Source organism: Raineya orbicola (genome assembly GCF_002843425.1).
In the GTDB taxonomy this organism is placed as follows: Bacteria; Bacteroidota; Bacteroidia; order Cytophagales; family Thermonemataceae; genus Raineya; species Raineya orbicola.
The window spans coordinates 1-17,254 of the sequence record NZ_NKXO01000028.1 but is presented as its reverse complement, the minus strand read 5'-3'; the positions used below and the strand labels follow the sequence as shown (position 1 = coordinate 17,254).

General features: G+C 37.8%; 13 protein-coding genes and 1 pseudogene. 11 read left to right on the top strand and 3 right to left on the bottom strand.

Annotated features, from left to right (window positions below):
• Complete coding sequence (gene lnt, locus Rain11_RS09325) at positions 1-1,614, bottom strand: apolipoprotein N-acyltransferase (RefSeq protein ID WP_101359093.1); 1,614 nt, start codon at positions 1,612-1,614, stop codon at positions 1-3.
• 126 nt (positions 1,615-1,740) lie between these two features.
• On the opposite strand from lnt, the gene Rain11_RS09320 reads away from it, so the two are divergent.
• The 5 genes from Rain11_RS09320 to Rain11_RS09300 are packed head-to-tail and all read left to right on the top strand — an operon-like array spanning position 1,741 to position 5,665.
• Positions 1,741-2,565 (top strand): bestrophin family ion channel, encoded by an 825-nt coding sequence (locus Rain11_RS09320; RefSeq protein ID WP_101359092.1) that lies wholly within the window; start codon positions 1,741-1,743, stop codon positions 2,563-2,565.
• A gap of 49 nt (positions 2,566-2,614) precedes the next feature.
• Complete coding sequence (locus Rain11_RS09315; protein WP_101359091.1) at positions 2,615-2,827, top strand: DUF3098 domain-containing protein; 213 nt, start codon at positions 2,615-2,617, stop codon at positions 2,825-2,827.
• Complete coding sequence (locus Rain11_RS09310) at positions 2,824-3,621, top strand: undecaprenyl-diphosphate phosphatase (RefSeq protein WP_101359090.1); 798 nt, start codon at positions 2,824-2,826, stop codon at positions 3,619-3,621. Before Rain11_RS09315 ends, Rain11_RS09310 begins: the two co-directional genes overlap by 4 nt.
• Before the next feature lie 60 nt (positions 3,622-3,681).
• Entirely contained in the window at positions 3,682-4,149 is a 468-nt protein-coding gene (locus Rain11_RS09305; protein ID WP_101359089.1) for a DUF1036 domain-containing protein, read from the top strand.
• A 1-nt stretch (position 4,150) separates the two neighbouring features.
• Complete coding sequence (locus Rain11_RS09300; RefSeq protein ID WP_101359088.1) at positions 4,151-5,665, top strand: NAD(P)H-hydrate dehydratase; 1,515 nt, start codon at positions 4,151-4,153, stop codon at positions 5,663-5,665.
• Positions 5,666-5,668: 3 nt separating this feature from the next.
• Here Rain11_RS09300 and carB read toward each other — a convergent pair whose 3' ends face one another.
• Positions 5,669-8,500 (bottom strand): carbamoyl-phosphate synthase large subunit, encoded by a 2,832-nt coding sequence (gene carB, locus Rain11_RS09295; protein ID WP_101359087.1) that lies wholly within the window; start codon positions 8,498-8,500, stop codon positions 5,669-5,671.
• Between the two features lie 147 nt (positions 8,501-8,647).
• Here carB and Rain11_RS09290 point away from each other — a divergent pair, with 147 nt between their 5' ends.
• The 6 genes and pseudogenes from Rain11_RS09290 to Rain11_RS14270 all read left to right on the top strand — a co-directional run bounded on the left by Rain11_RS09290 (position 8,648) and on the right by Rain11_RS14270 (position 16,085).
• A complete protein-coding gene (locus tag Rain11_RS09290; RefSeq protein ID WP_101359122.1) occupies positions 8,648-10,663 on the top strand; it encodes a urocanate hydratase in 2,016 nt (671 codons plus the stop codon).
• 10 nt (positions 10,664-10,673) lie between these two features.
• Positions 10,674-12,491: a PAS domain-containing protein gene (locus Rain11_RS09285; RefSeq protein WP_101359086.1), complete on the top strand. Its 1,818-nt coding sequence runs from the start codon at positions 10,674-10,676 to the stop codon at positions 12,489-12,491.
• Entirely contained in the window at positions 12,491-13,642 is a 1,152-nt protein-coding gene (locus tag Rain11_RS09280; protein ID WP_101359085.1) for a glycosyltransferase family 4 protein, read from the top strand. The genes Rain11_RS09285 and Rain11_RS09280 overlap by 1 nt, the downstream gene beginning before the upstream one ends.
• Before the next feature lie 378 nt (positions 13,643-14,020).
• Complete coding sequence (locus Rain11_RS09275; protein WP_101359084.1) at positions 14,021-14,707, top strand: hypothetical protein; 687 nt, start codon at positions 14,021-14,023, stop codon at positions 14,705-14,707.
• Between the two features lie 4 nt (positions 14,708-14,711).
• Positions 14,712-15,287, top strand: coding sequence for a hypothetical protein (locus Rain11_RS09270; protein ID WP_101359083.1), 576 nt, complete (start codon positions 14,712-14,714; stop codon positions 15,285-15,287).
• Positions 15,288-15,386: 99 nt separating this feature from the next.
• A pseudogene (locus Rain11_RS14270) lies at positions 15,387-16,085 on the top strand (IS1 family transposase).
• A 152-nt stretch (positions 16,086-16,237) separates the two neighbouring features.
• On the opposite strand, the gene Rain11_RS09250 reads toward Rain11_RS14270, so the two are convergent.
• Positions 16,238-16,723 carry a hypothetical protein gene (locus Rain11_RS09250; protein WP_101359079.1) on the bottom strand — a complete coding sequence of 162 codons (486 nt, stop codon included), beginning with the start codon at positions 16,721-16,723 and terminating at the stop codon, positions 16,238-16,240.
• Positions 16,724-17,254: the final 531 nt, after the last annotated feature.

The window sequence follows — 17,254 nt, the reverse complement described above, 5'->3', positions numbered from 1 at the left end:
TTATACCAAGTTTTGCAACGAATTTCTTTTTTTACTCCAAAATTTCAACAATATAGCCCAAACAAGAAAAGCAAGTGAAATCCAAGAGGCAATTTTGCCGAGCCAGTCGCCCCATAATACATACAAAGTATTTTTTGTGTTGGCTTGTAAAGTTTGCCTACGAACATCACGTACCCAAAAAGGAGTTTGTTCTATCACATCTCCCCGCTGATTGAAAAAACCCGAAATACCTGTATTAGCAGAACGAGCCACAGCCCTACGCATTTCTATTGCTCGCAGGCGAGCCATTTGCCAGTGTTGTCGGTAGCCGGGCGTATCACCCCACCAGCCGTCATTAGTAATGATACACAAAATATTTGCACCCTTTCTTACGTAGTTTGCTACATATTCGCCGAAAATAGACTCATAGCAAATAATGGGAGCGTAGGCAAATGAATTATCAAAAAAAACCTCAGCCTCTTTCTGAAAGCCTAAACCTCCCGAAGTTCCACCCAATTCAATCACCAAATTGCCCAAAATCTTTTCAATGATTTCAGCGTAAGGCATTGATTCTACAAGTGGTACAAGTTTAGATTTATGATAAAAAGCCACGCTATCTACTTCGTTACGCAAAAACATTGCCGTATTAAACACATCATAAAAGCCCACTTGTTCATTTTGGCGAGCTGTGGTAGTACGTTTTTCTTTGCCGTAAATAAGCCAAGAGGTAGTACCACCAAGCACCGAAATTTGTGGATTTTCTTTCAAAAAACTTCTGATTTTCTGAATAGGTGCGTACTGAAAAATACTTTTTTCATCATAGCCTTCGTCAAAAGCTGTTTCGGGAAAAAGTAATAGCTTGGTTTGCGGGGAAATTTTTTCTCTTGCCAGTTGTAGCAGTATTTCGGCTTGCTTGTCGTAAGGAATAAATTTTTCTGTACCAATAAATTTTTCGGTATAAGGGTCTATATTCGGCTGAACTACTGTTACTTCAACGTTTTTGCCTTGTTCCTCATAAGAAAAGTATAAAATCAAAGATAGCAGTACGGGCAACAAAACAACCAAAGCCAAAATTAATATTTGTTTTTGAAAAAATCCCTTTTGTAAAGTTTGCCAAAACAAAATACTTACAGCCCAAACCCAAAGTGTTCCGCCGAGAGTACCTGTATATTCATACCACTGCACCGCCCAATGCGAATAAGCAAAACCATTGCCCAAATTGAGCCAAGTCCAACTTAACTGCCAATTCAGATGAGCATACTCAAAAGTTATCCAAAAAACAGCCAAAGCCCATAAAGCCCAAACGTAAGACAAATGTTTTTTTACAAAATAAAAAGCCACGAAAGGGAAAGTCATCAGTAAAGTGTTGGCAATCATCATTGCGATAGCACCTTCCAAAGTAGCATTTTTTACCCACCAAGTAGTGAGCAAGTTCCATAGAAAGAGTATCAGATATACCCCGCTCCAAAATCTAATTAAACGAAATTTTCGTTGTGATAAATTTTTTTCAAATTGTAAAATCAAGGCAAAGCCTATCCATAAGCCCACAAAACCCATAGGCACATACCAAGCCAAGCTCAAAAAAACAGGGATAATAAAAACGAGTATACGATTATTTTGAAGTAATTTTCGCATAAATACTCAAATTGCGAGCCAAAAATAGCAAGAAAACAGCAGTATCGTTGCCGAAAAAGAAAGTTTTTTGTTAAAAAATTGTTAAGCTAATGTTAATTTTGTAATTTTGCTAAAAGCACTATCACAATGAAATTATTTAGAAGCCTTTGGAATATCATTAATTACAAAACCTTCATTATCACTACTCTTTCAGTAATCGGTACTTACTACTGCAAGGAGTTTAATTTTGTGGGGGATTTGCCTATTACGCTTGTGGGTACGGCGATTATTTTTCCTGTGGTGTTTTCTATCAATAGTGCTTATCGCAGACGTGAAGATGCGATTATGAGTTATGCCTCTATGAAATCTAATTTTATGGGGCTTTTTTATGCAAGTAAAAATTGGGTAAGTAGCGAACACGAAAATTACTGCAGAAAAAGTGCTACTTTACTACTCAAAACTATGGGACATATCATTGCCTTTTTCACCAACAACCAAACCGAAAAACAAGCCGAATTAGAAAAGCCCATTTATCGTAGTTTTGATGAAATTTCACTTTTCATTCAAACCTTTCGTAAGGTAGGTGTAACCCCTAGCGAACTTTCCCGAGCCGACCAATATTTCACACGTGCCGTTGCCGATTTTGAGCGAATGAAGAAAATTTTGTATTACCGAACCCCTTACTCTTTGCGTGTGTATGCCATTTTTTTTCTTTATAGTTTTCCTGTGTTGTATGCTCCTTATTTTGCGTATCATCTCAAAGATAGTACCTACCCTGTTATTGGTTATATTTCAGCTGTTTTGTATAGTTTCGTATTTGTAAGCCTTATCAATATTCAAGAACAATTGGAAAACCCTTTTGACCAGTACGGCGAAGATGATATTCAGTTAGATTTAAGCGAAATGCGTACTATGATTGAAAACGTTAGCATCAAAGATGTAGCTAATTTCAAAACAGAGCAGAATATCTAAAAAATTTGTCTTTCTGCGAAAAAACACTTTTCTTTGCCAAAAACTTGCTATGACCAACAAGCAACCTATCTTTCCTTTCGATAGAGCCAATTATTTCATAATGATACTTGGGCTTTTGCTTATTTTACTTGGCTTTATCATTATGGCTTCGGACAAAGAACCTTATGGATTTGGCTTTTTAGGTATCACGCTAGGACCTATCGTACTGCTTTTGGGTTTTTTGGTACAATTTGTGGCAATCTTTTACAAGTCTAAAAAATGAGCCTTTGGGAAGCAATTTTACTGGCTATCGTAGAGGGCATTACCGAATTTTTGCCTATCTCTTCCACGGGACATATGATACTTACTGCCGCTTTGGCTCAAATGAAAGCCGATGATTTTTTCAAAACTTACATTGTAGCTATTCAGCTTGGGGCAATTTTTTCGGTAGTAGTGCTGTACTGGAAACGCTTTTTTCAAAGCATTGCATTTTACATTAAACTTTTAGTTGGATTTATTCCCGCTGTTTTGGTGGGGGCTTTACTCAAAAAACATATTGATACTCTTTTAGAAAGAGTTGATGTGGTAGCCTTTGCTTTGCTTGGAGGAGGAATCATTTTGCTTTTTGTAGATAAATGGTTTGCCAAAAACGAGAAAAACACAGAACTTCAAGAAATTTCCTACCAAACTGCCTTTTGGATAGGTTGTTTTCAGTGTTTAGCAATGGTACCGGGTGTGAGCCGTTCGGCGGCAACCATCGTAGGAGGTCTCACGCAAGGACTTAACCGCCGTACTTCTGCTGAATTCTCGTTTTTTTTGGCTTTACCCACTATGTTTGCCGCTACTGCTAAAAGTATTTGGGATACAAAAGAAATTTTCATCGAACAAGCTCAAAAATCGTGGCTTACTCTCCTTGTAGGAAATAGCATAGCCTTTGTAGTGGCTTTGCTTGCTATCAAGTTTTTCATTGGTTATCTTACTAAATATGGTTTTCGTCTTTTTGGTTGGTATAGAATTGTAGTGGGTCTGCTCATTCTAATTTTGCTTTGGGCGGGTGTGAAATTGGAGATGCTGTAATTTTTATTTGCCCTTTTCAAATTTTCTGTATCTTTGCCTATCTCTAAATCCCTTGAAACTATGAAAATTTGGGCTTTTGCTTTTGTTTTTTTCTTTGCAGTGTTTTCTGCTTTTTCGCAAGATAGTGTAAGGGTTACGTTTTTTAATCGCAGTCAGAAAAATGTTTATGTGGCAGTGGCTTATCATAAACGTATGCCCGAAGGTGATATTGCCCTTTGTACCTATGGTTGGTTTGAAGTAAAAAAAGAGAAAAGTAAAACCTTATGGCTCAAAAATATTCAAAGAGAGAAAGGAGTATTCTACCACGCTCACAATACCCTGAATCGCAATGACAACTGGGGCGGAAGTCTGTTTTATATGGTGCATCCTACTTCGCCTTTTCATATTGCTTATGCCAATAATTCTGCATTAGCAACTGCTCTGGATAATGAACTCTCTCAGCAAGAAATACAACAATTAGAAGCCTACCCTTTCCGAGAAATGAAATGGAATCCGAAAGGTTTTTTTCAGGTCAATCTTTTAGAATGATATGAAAATACTTTCCGCATCGCAAATTCGTGAGTTAGATAAACTCACTATTTCGCATAAACCTATTTCGTCCATTGATTTAATGGAAACCGCCGCCTGTGAATGTGTAAAATGGATTTTGCAGAACCTTTCTACCCAAAATTTTACCATTTTGGCAGGCAGAGGCAATAATGGTGGCGATGGCTTGGCAATTGCTCGGCTTTTGCATAATCAGGGAAAAGAAGTAGAGGTGTTTTGGATTGAAAATAGCCCCCAAATTTCTATTGATTGTCAAATCAATCACGAAAGATTACCCAAAGAAATTCCTATCACATTGCTGAATGCACAAAATTGCAACTTGCATATTCCTGCTGAAAGTGTTTGCATAGATGCTATTTTTGGCGTAGGGCTTTCGCGTCCTTTGGAGGGTTGGCTGGCTGATTTGTTGAAAAAAATAAATAATTTGCCTAATCTTAAAATTGCTATTGATATCCCTTCGGGAATGTATGCCGACCAACCCCAACCCGCTGAAAGCACTATTTTTAGGGCTAATTACACGCTTACCTTTCATCAAGCCAAGCTCAATATGCTTTTGCCTCAAACAGGCAATTTTGCAGGCAAAATTGCAGTATTAGATATTGGCTTGCTCAAAGAATATGAGCGGGAAATGCCCTGCAATTATTTTCTACTTTCGGAAAATTTAGTAAAAAGTTGGTATCAGGAGCGTTTGCCTCGTCCTATTTTTGCTCACAAGGGTACTTTCGGTCATAGCTTGCTTGTAGCAGGCAGTTTAGGCAAAGGGGGAGCTTCCATTCTTGCGGCAAAAGCCTGTTTGCTTGCAGGTACAGGTTTGCTTACTCTTTTAGTACCCCCTTGCAATTACTCACCTCTACAAACAGCCGTTCCCGAAGCAATGCTGTTACTTTCTTCGGCTCAAAATTATATTCGCAACGATAATCACGATTTTTCAAGTTTCAAAGCAGTTGGAGTGGGTTGTGGAATAGGTTTGCACGAGGAAACGCAAGTTTTCTTGAAAAATCTTTTACAAAAAGCTCAAGCTCCGCTGGTGCTTGATGCCGATGCCTTGAATATTTTAGCTCAAAACCCTGATTGGCTTTCGCTACTACCTGTCAATAGCATTCTTACTCCGCACCCCAAAGAATTTGAACGTTTGGCAGGTTCTTGGCAAAATGACCACGAAGCATTAGAAAAGCAAACTGCTTTTGCTCAAAAATATCATTGTTTTGTACTTTTCAAAGGGGCTTATTCGCGAATTGCTACACCACAGGGGAAAATCTTTTTCAACCCCACAGGCAATCCCGCTATGGCAACAGGCGGTATGGGTGATGTACTTGCAGGCATCATTACTGCCCTTTTAGCACAAGGATACTCGCCTGAAAAAGCTCTTTGCATAGGCGTATATGCACACGGACTGGCAGGCGATTTGGCTCAACAAAAACGAAATGCTATTGCCATTACGCCTACTATGCTTTTAGAGGAATTGCCTATTGCTTTTGCTAAACTTTCTGTTTCGTAAAAATTACCTACTCAAATACAAATTACGTTCCTCGTAAAGTTTTTGGAATGTATCGTCCATAAGGTTTTCAATGAAAAGAATTGCCTCGCCTGTGGATTTCATTTCAGGACCTAATTCTTTATTGACATTCGGAAACTTTTCAAAAGAAAACACAGGTTGCTTAATTGCATAACCTTTGCGTTTAGGATTGAAACTGAAATCTTTGAGCTTATTTTTGCCGAGCATTATTTTTACGGCATAGTTGATGTAAGGTTCTTGATAGGCTTTGCAAATAAAAGGCACGGTTCGGCTGGCACGTGGATTTGCCTCAATCACATACACCTTGTTATCTTTGATAGCAAATTGAATGTTGATAAGCCCTACGGTATTGAGTGCCAAAGCTATTTTTTTAGTATAGATCTCAATTTGCTCAATCATCATCGGATTAAGCGAGAAATGAGGCAAAACAGCATTGCTATCGCCTGAATGAATACCCGCAGGTTCAATATGTTCCATTATGCCAATGATATACACCTCTTCACCATCGCAAATGGCATCGGCTTCAGCTTCAATAGCCCCTTCTAAAAAGTGGTCAAGCAGAATTTTATTATCAGGGTTATCGTTTAAGATTTTTACGACGTGTTCCTCTAATTCCTGCTCATTGATGACAATCTTCATACTTTGCCCGCCCAACACATAACTAGGGCGTACTAGCAACGGAAAACCTAATTCTCTTGCAAGTTCAACGGCACTATCGGCGTCTTCTATTACGCCAAATTGAGGATAAGGAATTCCCAAATCTTTGAGCAAATTAGAAAACTTGCCTCTATCTTCGGCAATATCCAAAGATTCGTAACTCGTACCAATGATTTTTATACCATAGCGATTGAGCTTTTCAGCAAGTTTGAGAGCAGTTTGTCCGCCTAATTGCACAATTACGCCTTCGGGTTGTTCTGCTTGGATAATATCATAAATATGTTCCCAAAAAACAGGCTCAAAATAAAGTTTATCGGCAATATCAAAATCCGTAGAAACCGTTTCGGGGTTGCAATTTATCATAATGGTTTCGTAGCCACACTCTTTCGCCGCCAAAACACCGTGAACGCAAGAATAATCAAACTCAATCCCTTGCCCAATTCGGTTAGGTCCCGAACCTAAAATGACTACTTTGGGCTTGTTGCTTTGAGAACTTTTTTGAGCAGTTCGGGGCGAAGAATGACAAAACGTAGAATAATAATACGGCGTAACGGCTTCAAATTCAGCGGCACAGGTATCCACCATATTATAGGCTCGCTCAATGCCTAATTCTTTGCGTTTTTTATAGACTTCACTTTCCAAACAGCGTAATAAATGAGCAATTTGTCTATCGGCATATCCTTTTCGTTTTGCCTCCCAAAGCAAATGAGCAGGAATATCTTGTAAAGTGTGTTTTTGAATTTCTTTTTCCAAAAGTACAAGTTCCTCTATTTGATGCAAAAACCAAGGGTCTATTTGGGTAAGTTTCTGAATTGTTTTGAAAGAAATACCCATTTTGAAGGCATCATAAATATGAAATAAACGATTGCCCGAAGGGTTTTCTAAACTTTTCAGTAAAACCTGTTGGTCGGTAATTTCTCTGCCATCAGCCCCCAAGCCATTTCTTTTGATTTCCAAACTCTGACAAGCCTTTTGCAAAGCCTCTTGAAAATTTCTGCCAATGCCCATAACCTCACCTACCGATTTCATCTGCAAGCCAAGTCTATCATCTGCTCCGCGAAACTTATCAAAATTCCAACGGGGAATTTTTACTATCACATAATCCAGAGCAGGCTCAAAATAAGCCGAAGTTGTTTTAGTGATTTGGTTGGGAAGTTCGTCTAAATTGTAGCCGATAGCAAGTTTGGCAGCAATTTTAGCAATCGGATAGCCCGTAGCTTTACTAGCCAAAGCCGAAGAGCGTGAAACCCTCGGATTAACCTCAATGACTATAATCTCATCTTCATTTTTCGGATTTACTGCAAACTGAATGTTACAGCCACCTGCAAAATTTCCAATACCATTCATTACCTTGATAGCCCAATCACGCATTTTTTGATAAGTTGTATCAGAAAGCGTGAGAGCAGGAGCCACCGTGATGCTATCGCCTGTATGTATGCCCATAGGGTCAAAATTTTCTATGGAGCAAATGATAATCACATTGCCTTTGCTATCACGAAGCAACTCTAACTCAAACTCTTTCCAACCAAAAATAGATTGCTCTACCAGCACTTCGTGTACGGGCGAAGCCTGCAAACCTCTACGCAAAGCCTCATCAAAATCTTTTTCATCATTTACAAAGCCGCCACCTGTTCCCCCCAACGTGAAAGAAGGACGAATAACAAGCGGAAAGCCAATTTGTTGAGCAATTTCTTTGCCTCGCAAAAAGGAAGTAGCAGTTTCGCCTTTACAAACACCTGCCCCCAGTTCTATCATTCGCAAGCGGAATTTTTCGCGGTCTTCGGTAGTTTCAATGGCATTGATATCTACTCCAATCATCTGCACGCCGTATTTTTCCCAAAGCCCTGCTTTGTGGCACTTGATAGCTAAATTTAATGCCGTCTGACCTCCCATAGTTGGCAAAACGGCATCAATTCGGTGGCGTTGTAAGATGTATTCAATAGATTTTCGTTCCAGAGGTAAAAGATAGACGTGGTCGGCAGTGAGCGGGTCGGTCATTATTGTCGCAGGGTTGGAATTGATAAGGATAACTTCAATACCATCCTCACGCAAAGAACGAGCCGCCTGCGAGCCAGAATAATCAAACTCACAAGCCTGACCAATTACAATCGGACCCGAACCAATAATAAGTACAGAACGAATAGCAGGATTTTTGGGCATTGCTGTAAAAATTTCGGCAAAAATACAATTTTTAAGAAATTGCCACTGCTTGCAAGTAGTAAAATATTTTTAGAAAGAAAACTTGCAAAATTCCTGCAAACCTCCGAACTTAAGCAAGTTTTTAGCGAACAAAAAATAAATTTGAATATGCTCACTGCTGAAAAAAGTTTTCAAGAGGCTATTTTACAAGGAATTCCTGACGAGCTGCCTCCTATGCCCGCCTACGACGAAACTATCAATCACGCCCCTAAACGCAAAGATATTTTAAGCAAAGACGAAAAAAAGCTCGCTATTCGCAACGCTTTAAGGTATTTTTCTAAAAAACATCACGCCTTGCTTGCTAAAGAGTTTGCCGAGGAACTGGAAAAGTACGGCAGAATTTATATGTATCGCTTTCGCCCTACCTATGCAATGTATGCACGCCCCATACACGAATACCCGCACAAAAGCATACAAGCGGCGGCTATTATGGCTATGATACAAAATAATTTAGACCCTGCTGTAGCCCAACACCCCCACGAACTCATTACGTATGGCGGAAATGGAGCTGTTTTTCAGAATTGGGCTCAATATCTGCTCACAATGCAGTATTTGGCAACAATGACAGACGAGCAAACCCTCGTGATGTATTCAGGACACCCTCTTGGGCTTTTTCCTTCTCACCCTGATGCCCCACGCGTAGTAGTTACCAACGGAATGATGATTCCGAACTATTCTAAACCTGATGATTGGGAACGTTTCAATGCGTTAGGCGTAACGCAATACGGACAAATGACGGCAGGTTCGTATATGTACATAGGCTCGCAGGGAATTGTTCACGGAACTACCATTACCATTCTGAACGCAGGCAGAATGATTGATAAAACAGGTTCGGGGCTTGCAGGAAAACTTTTTGTTACGGCAGGTTTAGGTGGAATGAGCGGTGCTCAACCCAAAGCCGCTAAAATTGCGGGTTGTGTTTCTGTTACTGCAGAAGTCAATTGGAAAGTGCTTGAAAAAAGACACAAGCAAGGTTGGGTTGATGAAATAGTTAGGGATTTAAGCGAACTTGTGCAAAAAGTTCGCAAGGCTCAACAAGAAAAATCCAACACTTCTTTTGCTTATTTTGGGAATGTAGTAGATGTTTGGGAAAAATTTTTGCAGGAAAATATTTTCATAGATATAGGTTCTGACCAAACCTCACTGCACAATCCTTTTGCAGGAGGCTACTATCCCGCAGGACTTTCCTTTGAGGAAGCCAACCTTATGATGGCTGAAAATCCTGCTCTTTTCAAGGAAAAAGTGTATGAGTCTTTGCGTAAGCAAGTGGCTCTTATCAATGCCCACACTGCCAAAGGAACATATTTCTTTGATTATGGCAATGCCTTTTTGCTGGAAGCCTCGCGGGCAGGTGCCGATATTTGGGCAAAAGACGGCAAGAGTTTCAAATATCCTTCTTACGTGCAAGACATTATGGGTCCAATGTGTTTTGATTACGGCTTTGGTCCTTTCCGTTGGGTTTGTATGAGCCAAGACCCCAAAGATTTACAAAAAACTGATGAAATTGCTTTGCGAGTGCTGGAAAAACAATATGAAAACGCTCCTGCTGAAATTCGGCAACAAATTGCCGATAATATTCTTTGGATAAAAGACGCTATGAAAAATAATCTGGTAGTAGGTTCGCAAGCACGTATTTTGTATGCAGATGCCGAAGGCAGAATAAACATTGCCAAAGCCTTTAATGAAGCTATTGCCAAAGGTGAAATTTCTGCCCCTGTGGTGCTGGGCAGAGACCATCACGATGTTTCAGGAACAGATTCACCTTTCCGCGAAACTTCCAATATTTACGATGGTTCAAGTTTTACAGCCGATATGGCAGTGCAAAATTTTGTAGGAGATGCCTTCCGAGGGGCTACGTGGGTAAGCCTGCACAATGGAGGAGGAGTAGGTTGGGGCGAAGTTATCAATGGCGGTTTTGGAATGGTGCTTGATGGCTCGGCAGATAGCGACAGAAGACTCAAAATGATGCTTCACTGGGACGTAAATAACGGCATTGCTCGCCGTAGCTGGGCAAGAAATAAAGAAGCCATTTTTGCTATTCAGCGGGCTATGCAAGAAGAACCTCGCCTCAAAGTTACTTTGCCCAATTTAGTAGAAGATACTCTTTTGGAAAATTTGTTCTGAAATCTTAACTATGAACGCTTTACCTCATTTTGATTTAGATAACCTTTCGGAAACAGAACTGAAAAATTTGGTCAAGTTGCTTACTGAACAAAAAGCGGAAAGAGATTTTCTTTTGAGTAAGCAAGAAGAAATTTTTCAGTTTTACGACCGCTACAAGGTAATTTCGCAAATGTCGCGTGAAGGCTTATGGGAATTTGTTATTCCTGAAAGTTTTAATGAGGAAGCAACTATTTGGTATTCTGATGAATTTATTCGCCTTTTAGGCTACGAAAAAGAAAATTTTCCGCCATTTGCCAAAACTTTTTTAAGCCTCATAGAACCTTCGCAGAAAGAAAAGTTTTTGCAAGAAAGAGCAAAGTTTTTTCGTGGAGAGCTAAACAATGATATTTTTGAAACCGATTTACTTCTGCTCACAGGTACAGGCGAATACAAGTGGTATCAGTTGCGTTCTAAAATTAAGCGAAAAAAGCAAGGAAAAGCCTTTCTGGAAGTAGGTGTTTTACGTTCCATACACAGCCGAAAACTTGCCGAACAAAAACTCATAGAAAGTGAAAAAACGCTACGCTTTGTTTCATATGCCAGTAAAGACGGCATCTATGATGTAGATTTAATCAACCAAGAGGCTTATTTCAGCGAAAATTTTTATTTCATTTTAGGCTATTCGCCCCAAGAAACCCAAATTACTTGGGATAATTGGCTCAGTTATATTCACCCCGAAGATAGAAAAGCATTCACAGAAGCCTACAACAAGTTTTTACTCAAAAAACTCAATTCTTTCAAACGAGAGTGCCGTATGCTATGTAAAGATGGAAGCTATCGTTGGGTGCTGAATCGTGCAAAAATGGTAGAATTTGATAAATTTGGCGTGCCTATTCGGCTTGTAGGTACAATTGCCAATATTCAGAAAATAAAAGAATCAGAAGATAAACTGAAAGCGGCTTATGCCGAACTGAAAGTCTCACAAGAAAGCCTCAAACAATACAACGAAGAGCTTAAAACCACTTTGGAACAACTTCAAAGAATGCAAGAGCAATTGGTGCAAGCCGAAAAAATGGCTTCTTTGGGAACTTTGGTGGCAGGCATTGCTCACGAGCTTAATAATCCGATTGCTTACATTTTAGGCAGTGCAGAAGGCTTGAAAGCCAATATCAATGACCTTTTGGAAATTATCAGTGAATATGAAAAACTGAACAAAGAAAATTTTGATTCACAGAAAAGAAATATTCAAAACCTTCAAGAACAACTTTGTTTTAAGGAAATTTTGCAAGAAACACAAGACCTTATCAAAAATATTCGTACAGGAGCTAACCAAGCCGCTGAAATTGTCAGAGGCTTACGCAGTTTTACCAAAAGCAACGATTCGGTTTTAGAAAAAACTGATTTGCACGAAATTTTGGATAATTCGCTCGCACTTTTACAAAACCAAATCAAAAACCAGATTGAAATTGAAAAAAAATATTCCCCCCAAATACCCCTCATTGATGCCTACCCTACCAAACTCAGCCAAGTATTTATGAATTTGCTCATCAATGCCATTCACGCTATTGAGGAGAAAAAAACAGAAAGCGGTAAAATTGTTATTGAGACAAAACTGATAGGTAATAAAGTAAGTGTAAGCATTACCGATAGTGGCACAGGTATTGATAAAGAAAAGCTCAAACATATTTTTGAGCCATTTTACACCACTAAAGAAATTGGCAAAGGCACAGGTTTGGGACTTTCTATTAGTTTGGGCATTATAGAAAGTTTGCAAGGCAAAATCAATGTAGTTTCAGAACTTGGAAAAAGTAGCACTTTTGAAGTTATTTTGCCCCTTACTCAATCCTAATGCAAGATATTCGTTCATTATACGCCGCCTTTGATGTTTTTCCTTCGGCAAAAGGGGCGGCTACGCATATACATCATTTTGCCGATTTGTTGCTCACTCATTACCCTAATGGCTTGTTGTGGGTGTTGGGAGATGAAGAACTGCCTGAAAGGGAAAATTGGCAGAATGGCATTGTTCAAAGGGTATTTTTGCAAGAAAAAGAATTTTTGAAACGTACTGAGCATTACAGCGAGCAACTTGCTTTTGCCTTGAAAGAAATGCCCCGTTTGCAGATTGTTCATTTTCGGGATATTTGGTCGGGAGTGCCAATACTTGCTAATCCTCATAAAACCTACCGAACAATTTTTGAGGTAAATGCCTTGCCTTCCATTGAGCTATCGTATCGCTACGAAGTATCGGGCAAAATTTTAACGCAAATCCAGCATTTAGAAAATTTTTGCTTGGAGCAATGTGATAAAATCGTTGTACCTTCCGAGGTAATCAGAGGTTTTTTGCTTAAAAAAGGAATTAAGCCCGAAAAAATATGTGTTATCAGTAATGGAGCAGAAATTCCTTTACCCCAAGAACGCCCCCAAGAGTCGCCCGAAAAGTATGTTATTTATTTTGGAGCTTTACAAAGTTGGCAAGGGGTAGATACATTACTGCGTGCTTTTCGGCTTTTGCAAGATTTAGATGTTTTTTTGGTGATTTGTGCTTCGCATAAACCTCGTTTCTGTAAGATGTATCATAAGTTCGCCGAAAAGTTAGGTCTGCAAGAAAAAATCATTTGGAAATATCGCTTGGCTAAAAATGAACTTTCGGCTTGGGTGCAACACGCTTTATGCTCGGTAGCCCCTTTGAAAGAGTGTAGCCGAAATTTGGAACAAGGTTGTTCGCCGCTAAAAATTTTGGAGTCTATGGCGGTAGGCACGCCCGTGATAGCCTCAGATATGCCTGTGGTGCGTGAAATTATTGAAAATGAAAGTTTAGGTAAGCTCATTCGTGCTGATAGACCAATAGAACTGGCTCGTGCCATTCGCATATGGAATGCCTACCCACATAAAGCCCAAGAAATCGGCAAAAATGCTCAAAAACATATTCAAGAGCATTTTACTTGGGAAAAGAAAAAAAAAGCCTTACTGAGTTTATATCAAGAATTATTAGATGTTTGAGTTTATTCACTATTCGCCTCTTGCATCATACACAATTCAAGATTAAATTCTTAAACGATGAAAACTTAATCAAAATTATAGTTTGAATGATTATCCCCAATTGGTCTTTCTTTGATAAAGATGATAAAATATACGTACTTGTAAATGTAGAAAAACTTTAAGGTACAAAATATAAAAGATAGTTAAGCATAGTTCTAACCACCTTTCTTTAAAGCTCCCAACAATACTTTTAACACAAATATATAACATAAAAATAACCTAAAAAACCTTCTCCATAAAGTTAAAAAGCATACTTTTGATTCAAAATCTAAACTCTATTTAAATATAAGTATCCATAAAACTGATTATGGCTATACCAATGGTAGTTATTATGATTGGTTGCTTTGGCTGAATAATCAATATGCCAATGATTATGCTCAAAATAACCCTTCTTATTGGGATAATTCTTACAATGACCCCAATCATAACAACAATGATTATGAAAATGTCACTGATAGCTCTAAATCAGCTTATCTATCCAAATTAGTTGAAGATGTTATAACGGGTCAGAGGACATTTTTTGAATGCAAAATTGTAAATAATGACTCAGATGTGCTTTTTGATAATTTCCCCGATGGTAGAATAGATATAGCCGATTTACAAAAAGCCCCTGACAACGCTTTTTTGGCAGGTTTGTTGGTACATTTAATTGAAGAGAGGTTGGCAGTACCTGATGGTGGATACAAAGAAGAAAGCAAGAAAAAAGATTATGATGTATATTCAGCAGCTCATAATATTGCTTTACAAAAAGAAGGGGAAGTAGTGGCAGCCATGCTTGGTTTATCAGGAGTAACAACAAGAAAAGATACAGAAACGATTACAAATATAGTAGGTAATACTTTTGATGTTGGAGGTGCAACAACAACTGTAAAAGTACAGTATATTTATGGTAGTGTTATTTACGAATTTGAAAATATACGTAAAGTAATAACAACAATGGTAGTAAATCCAACTACTGAAAAACAAGAACTAAACTATAAAGTTCAAAATAAAGGTGTAATAAATGGTTTAATCATAAAAAAATAAAGTTATGAAAAATTTATTAGTATTATTATTTACAATTCTAACTCTATCCGTTTCAGCCCAAAACTTAGAAACTTTAGAGATAGAAGGAAGGTTACTTGCTATCAAGGCTTATCCACTTGGATATAATAAACCCACGGATATGGGCAGAATAGAGCTTACTTTTTTGACTACACAAGGAACAGAAATAAAAATCAATCAATTAGGAATTTGTTTATTGACTAATTATAGAAGTTCAATGGATTTAATGAATTTAATTGTTGAGCCCAAGTCTATTAAAGACAATAAAATACAAGTTGATGTTCAATATCTACCTTTAGAACTTAAAAAAGATAAAAGCTATAAATTAAGATTTAAACAAGTATGTTTTTCACAGATAATAGGCTTTGCAGGTGCCTATGCTTACGAGAAAAATGCAATTTATGACCCTACAAGCTGTCAAGGTTTTACCTTAAGAGAAGGCAACCAATGGAATTATGATGATGACCCTGCTCCTGACCCTAACAATGTAATTACGCCTAATTATTCTTTTTTTGATAAAGATGGTAAAATATATTTGTTAGTTGGTTTTAAAGAGCTATAAAAAATGAAAAAAACCTTAACACTTTTCAATTAAAAAATGGGTTGTGGTAAAGATTGTATGATGTTTTTGTAAAAGATAAAGAGGGCGTATTTCTGTAATATGTGCAAAGTATTCACAAAAGTAAACTGCCCTCACTGTCAAGGTGCAAAGGTAGTGAAAAATGGTCGTAAAAAAGATGGGACACAAAATTTTTTGTGTAAATCTTGTGGTAAGCAGTTTCAACAGGCTTATCGGTACAAAGGAGCTGACCCTAAAATTAAACATCTGATAGTGAGTATGTTGCTAAGAAATAGCGGCATACGAGATATTGCAATGGTCTTACAAGTCAGTCGTGTTTGTGTGTTAATCAACTACTTAAACAGTCTGCAAAGTGTGTGATAACTCCCAAGCAAAAGCACTACAAAAGTGTTCAGATTGACGAATTTTGGTCTTATGTTCAGCATAAGAAAAAGCACAAGCGATGGCTTATTTATGCTTATGCTCCTGAAACGAATGAAGTCTTAGGCTATGTGATAGGCAATCGCAGTGCTAAAACGATTAAAAAACTATTGCAAATGCTTAAAGATTGAACAGTATTGTACCGACCATTGGTCTGCTTTTGCAGAGGTATTAGCAGGGCAAAACCATCAAGTTGGCAAACATCTGACGCGGCATATTAAGGGAGTGAATAATGCTTTACGAGCCAGAAATAGACGTTTGGTACGAAAAACTACTTGTTTTTCTAAAAAAGACAAGTATCACGAAGCAGCTATCAAAATTATGTTTCAACAATGGAATTATGACTATCATACATTCTAAACCACAGCCTATTATCGTTTTCATAAAGATTATCTTTTAAGGTTTAACAAAAATATCAGGGGCATTGGTTCCTGATTTTAGGGCTGTATTCAATTGAGATAATATTTTTGAAAAGACCACACTGACAAGGTGAGGTCTTTTGAGTTTCATGTTTATTTCCCATTTTTTTTCTTTCTATCTCCCGTTTGCCCATTCTCAAAAGAGATTTTGAAAAACTCTCTCACCCAAGGATTCGCTGCTGTATATTCTTGGGTATAAACTAATATAACACCATTTGTTCCATCCATTCCAAAAGTTCCAGCACTAACGCTTGATTTTACGTGATAGTCTATCCCTGCAATGTCTGTTAATTGGTAACTATTGATTTTGGCTTTAGCATCTTGCTCCGATGTTGCCTGCCCTGGATAACTGATAACTTTATTATCAATGTAGACTACTGGTGATTTATAGTATTTGCCAGTATACGACTTATAAGGGTCTGTACCGAAACCACCTATTGTAGAGTGTAAGACTTCATTAGCAGTTTCAGGGAAATATTGCTGTCTAATTTCTTGTATTTTGTACCAAAGAGTGGAGTTCTGGGCTTGTACATGTATTGAAATGAATACGATATACACAAATAATAATATATTTTTCATAAAATAGTTTAATTTAAGGTTTAACAAAAATATCAGAGCACTAGTTCCTGCATTTTAGAGATTTGTGCCTTGTGGTTCCGTATTATAGATAATCAATAATAAGATTTATATTTGCAGAAAAAAGAGAAAATTATGGATAGAGCAATTTTATATGATATGGTTTTCAAATTACGGAAAGAAGGTCTGAAACAGGTCAAAATAGCAGAGCTATTATCAATTAGCCAAGCTCGCGTAAGTCAGATATTATAGATAATCAATAATAAGATTTATATTTGCAGAAAAAAGAGAAAATTATGGATAGAGCAATTTTATATGATATGGTTTTCAAATTACGGAAAGAAGGTCTGAAACAGGTCAAAATAGCAGAGCTATTATCAATTAGCCAAGCTCGCGTAAGTCAGATATTATAGATAATCAATAATAAGATTTATATTTGCAGAAAAAAGAGAAAATTATGGATAGAGCAATTTTATATGATATGGTTTTCAAATTACGGAAAGAAGGTCTGAAACAGGTCAAAATAGCAGAGCT

Bases quoted from the DNA above. Each gene is read 5' to 3' on its own strand.
- Rain11_RS09280 (WP_101359085.1), top strand. From the start codon at position 12,491: ATGCAAGATATTCGTTCATTATACGCCGCCTTTGATGTTTTTCCTTCG.
- carB (WP_101359087.1), bottom strand. From the start codon at position 8,500: ATGCCCAAAAATCCTGCTATTCGTTCTGTACTTATTATTGGTTCGGGT.
- Rain11_RS09320 (WP_101359092.1), top strand. From the start codon at position 1,741: ATGAAATTATTTAGAAGCCTTTGGAATATCATTAATTACAAAACCTTC.
- Rain11_RS09285 (WP_101359086.1), top strand. From the start codon at position 10,674: ATGAACGCTTTACCTCATTTTGATTTAGATAACCTTTCGGAAACAGAA.
- Rain11_RS09305 (WP_101359089.1), top strand. From the start codon at position 3,682: ATGAAAATTTGGGCTTTTGCTTTTGTTTTTTTCTTTGCAGTGTTTTCT.
- Rain11_RS09270 (WP_101359083.1), top strand. From the start codon at position 14,712: ATGAAAAATTTATTAGTATTATTATTTACAATTCTAACTCTATCCGTT.
- lnt (WP_101359093.1), bottom strand. From the start codon at position 1,614: ATGCGAAAATTACTTCAAAATAATCGTATACTCGTTTTTATTATCCCT.
- Rain11_RS09315 (WP_101359091.1), top strand. From the start codon at position 2,615: ATGACCAACAAGCAACCTATCTTTCCTTTCGATAGAGCCAATTATTTC.
- Rain11_RS09300 (WP_101359088.1), top strand. From the start codon at position 4,151: ATGAAAATACTTTCCGCATCGCAAATTCGTGAGTTAGATAAACTCACT.
- Rain11_RS09290 (WP_101359122.1), top strand. From the start codon at position 8,648: ATGCTCACTGCTGAAAAAAGTTTTCAAGAGGCTATTTTACAAGGAATT.
- Rain11_RS09250 (WP_101359079.1), bottom strand. From the start codon at position 16,723: ATGAAAAATATATTATTATTTGTGTATATCGTATTCATTTCAATACAT.
- Rain11_RS09310 (WP_101359090.1), top strand. From the start codon at position 2,824: ATGAGCCTTTGGGAAGCAATTTTACTGGCTATCGTAGAGGGCATTACC.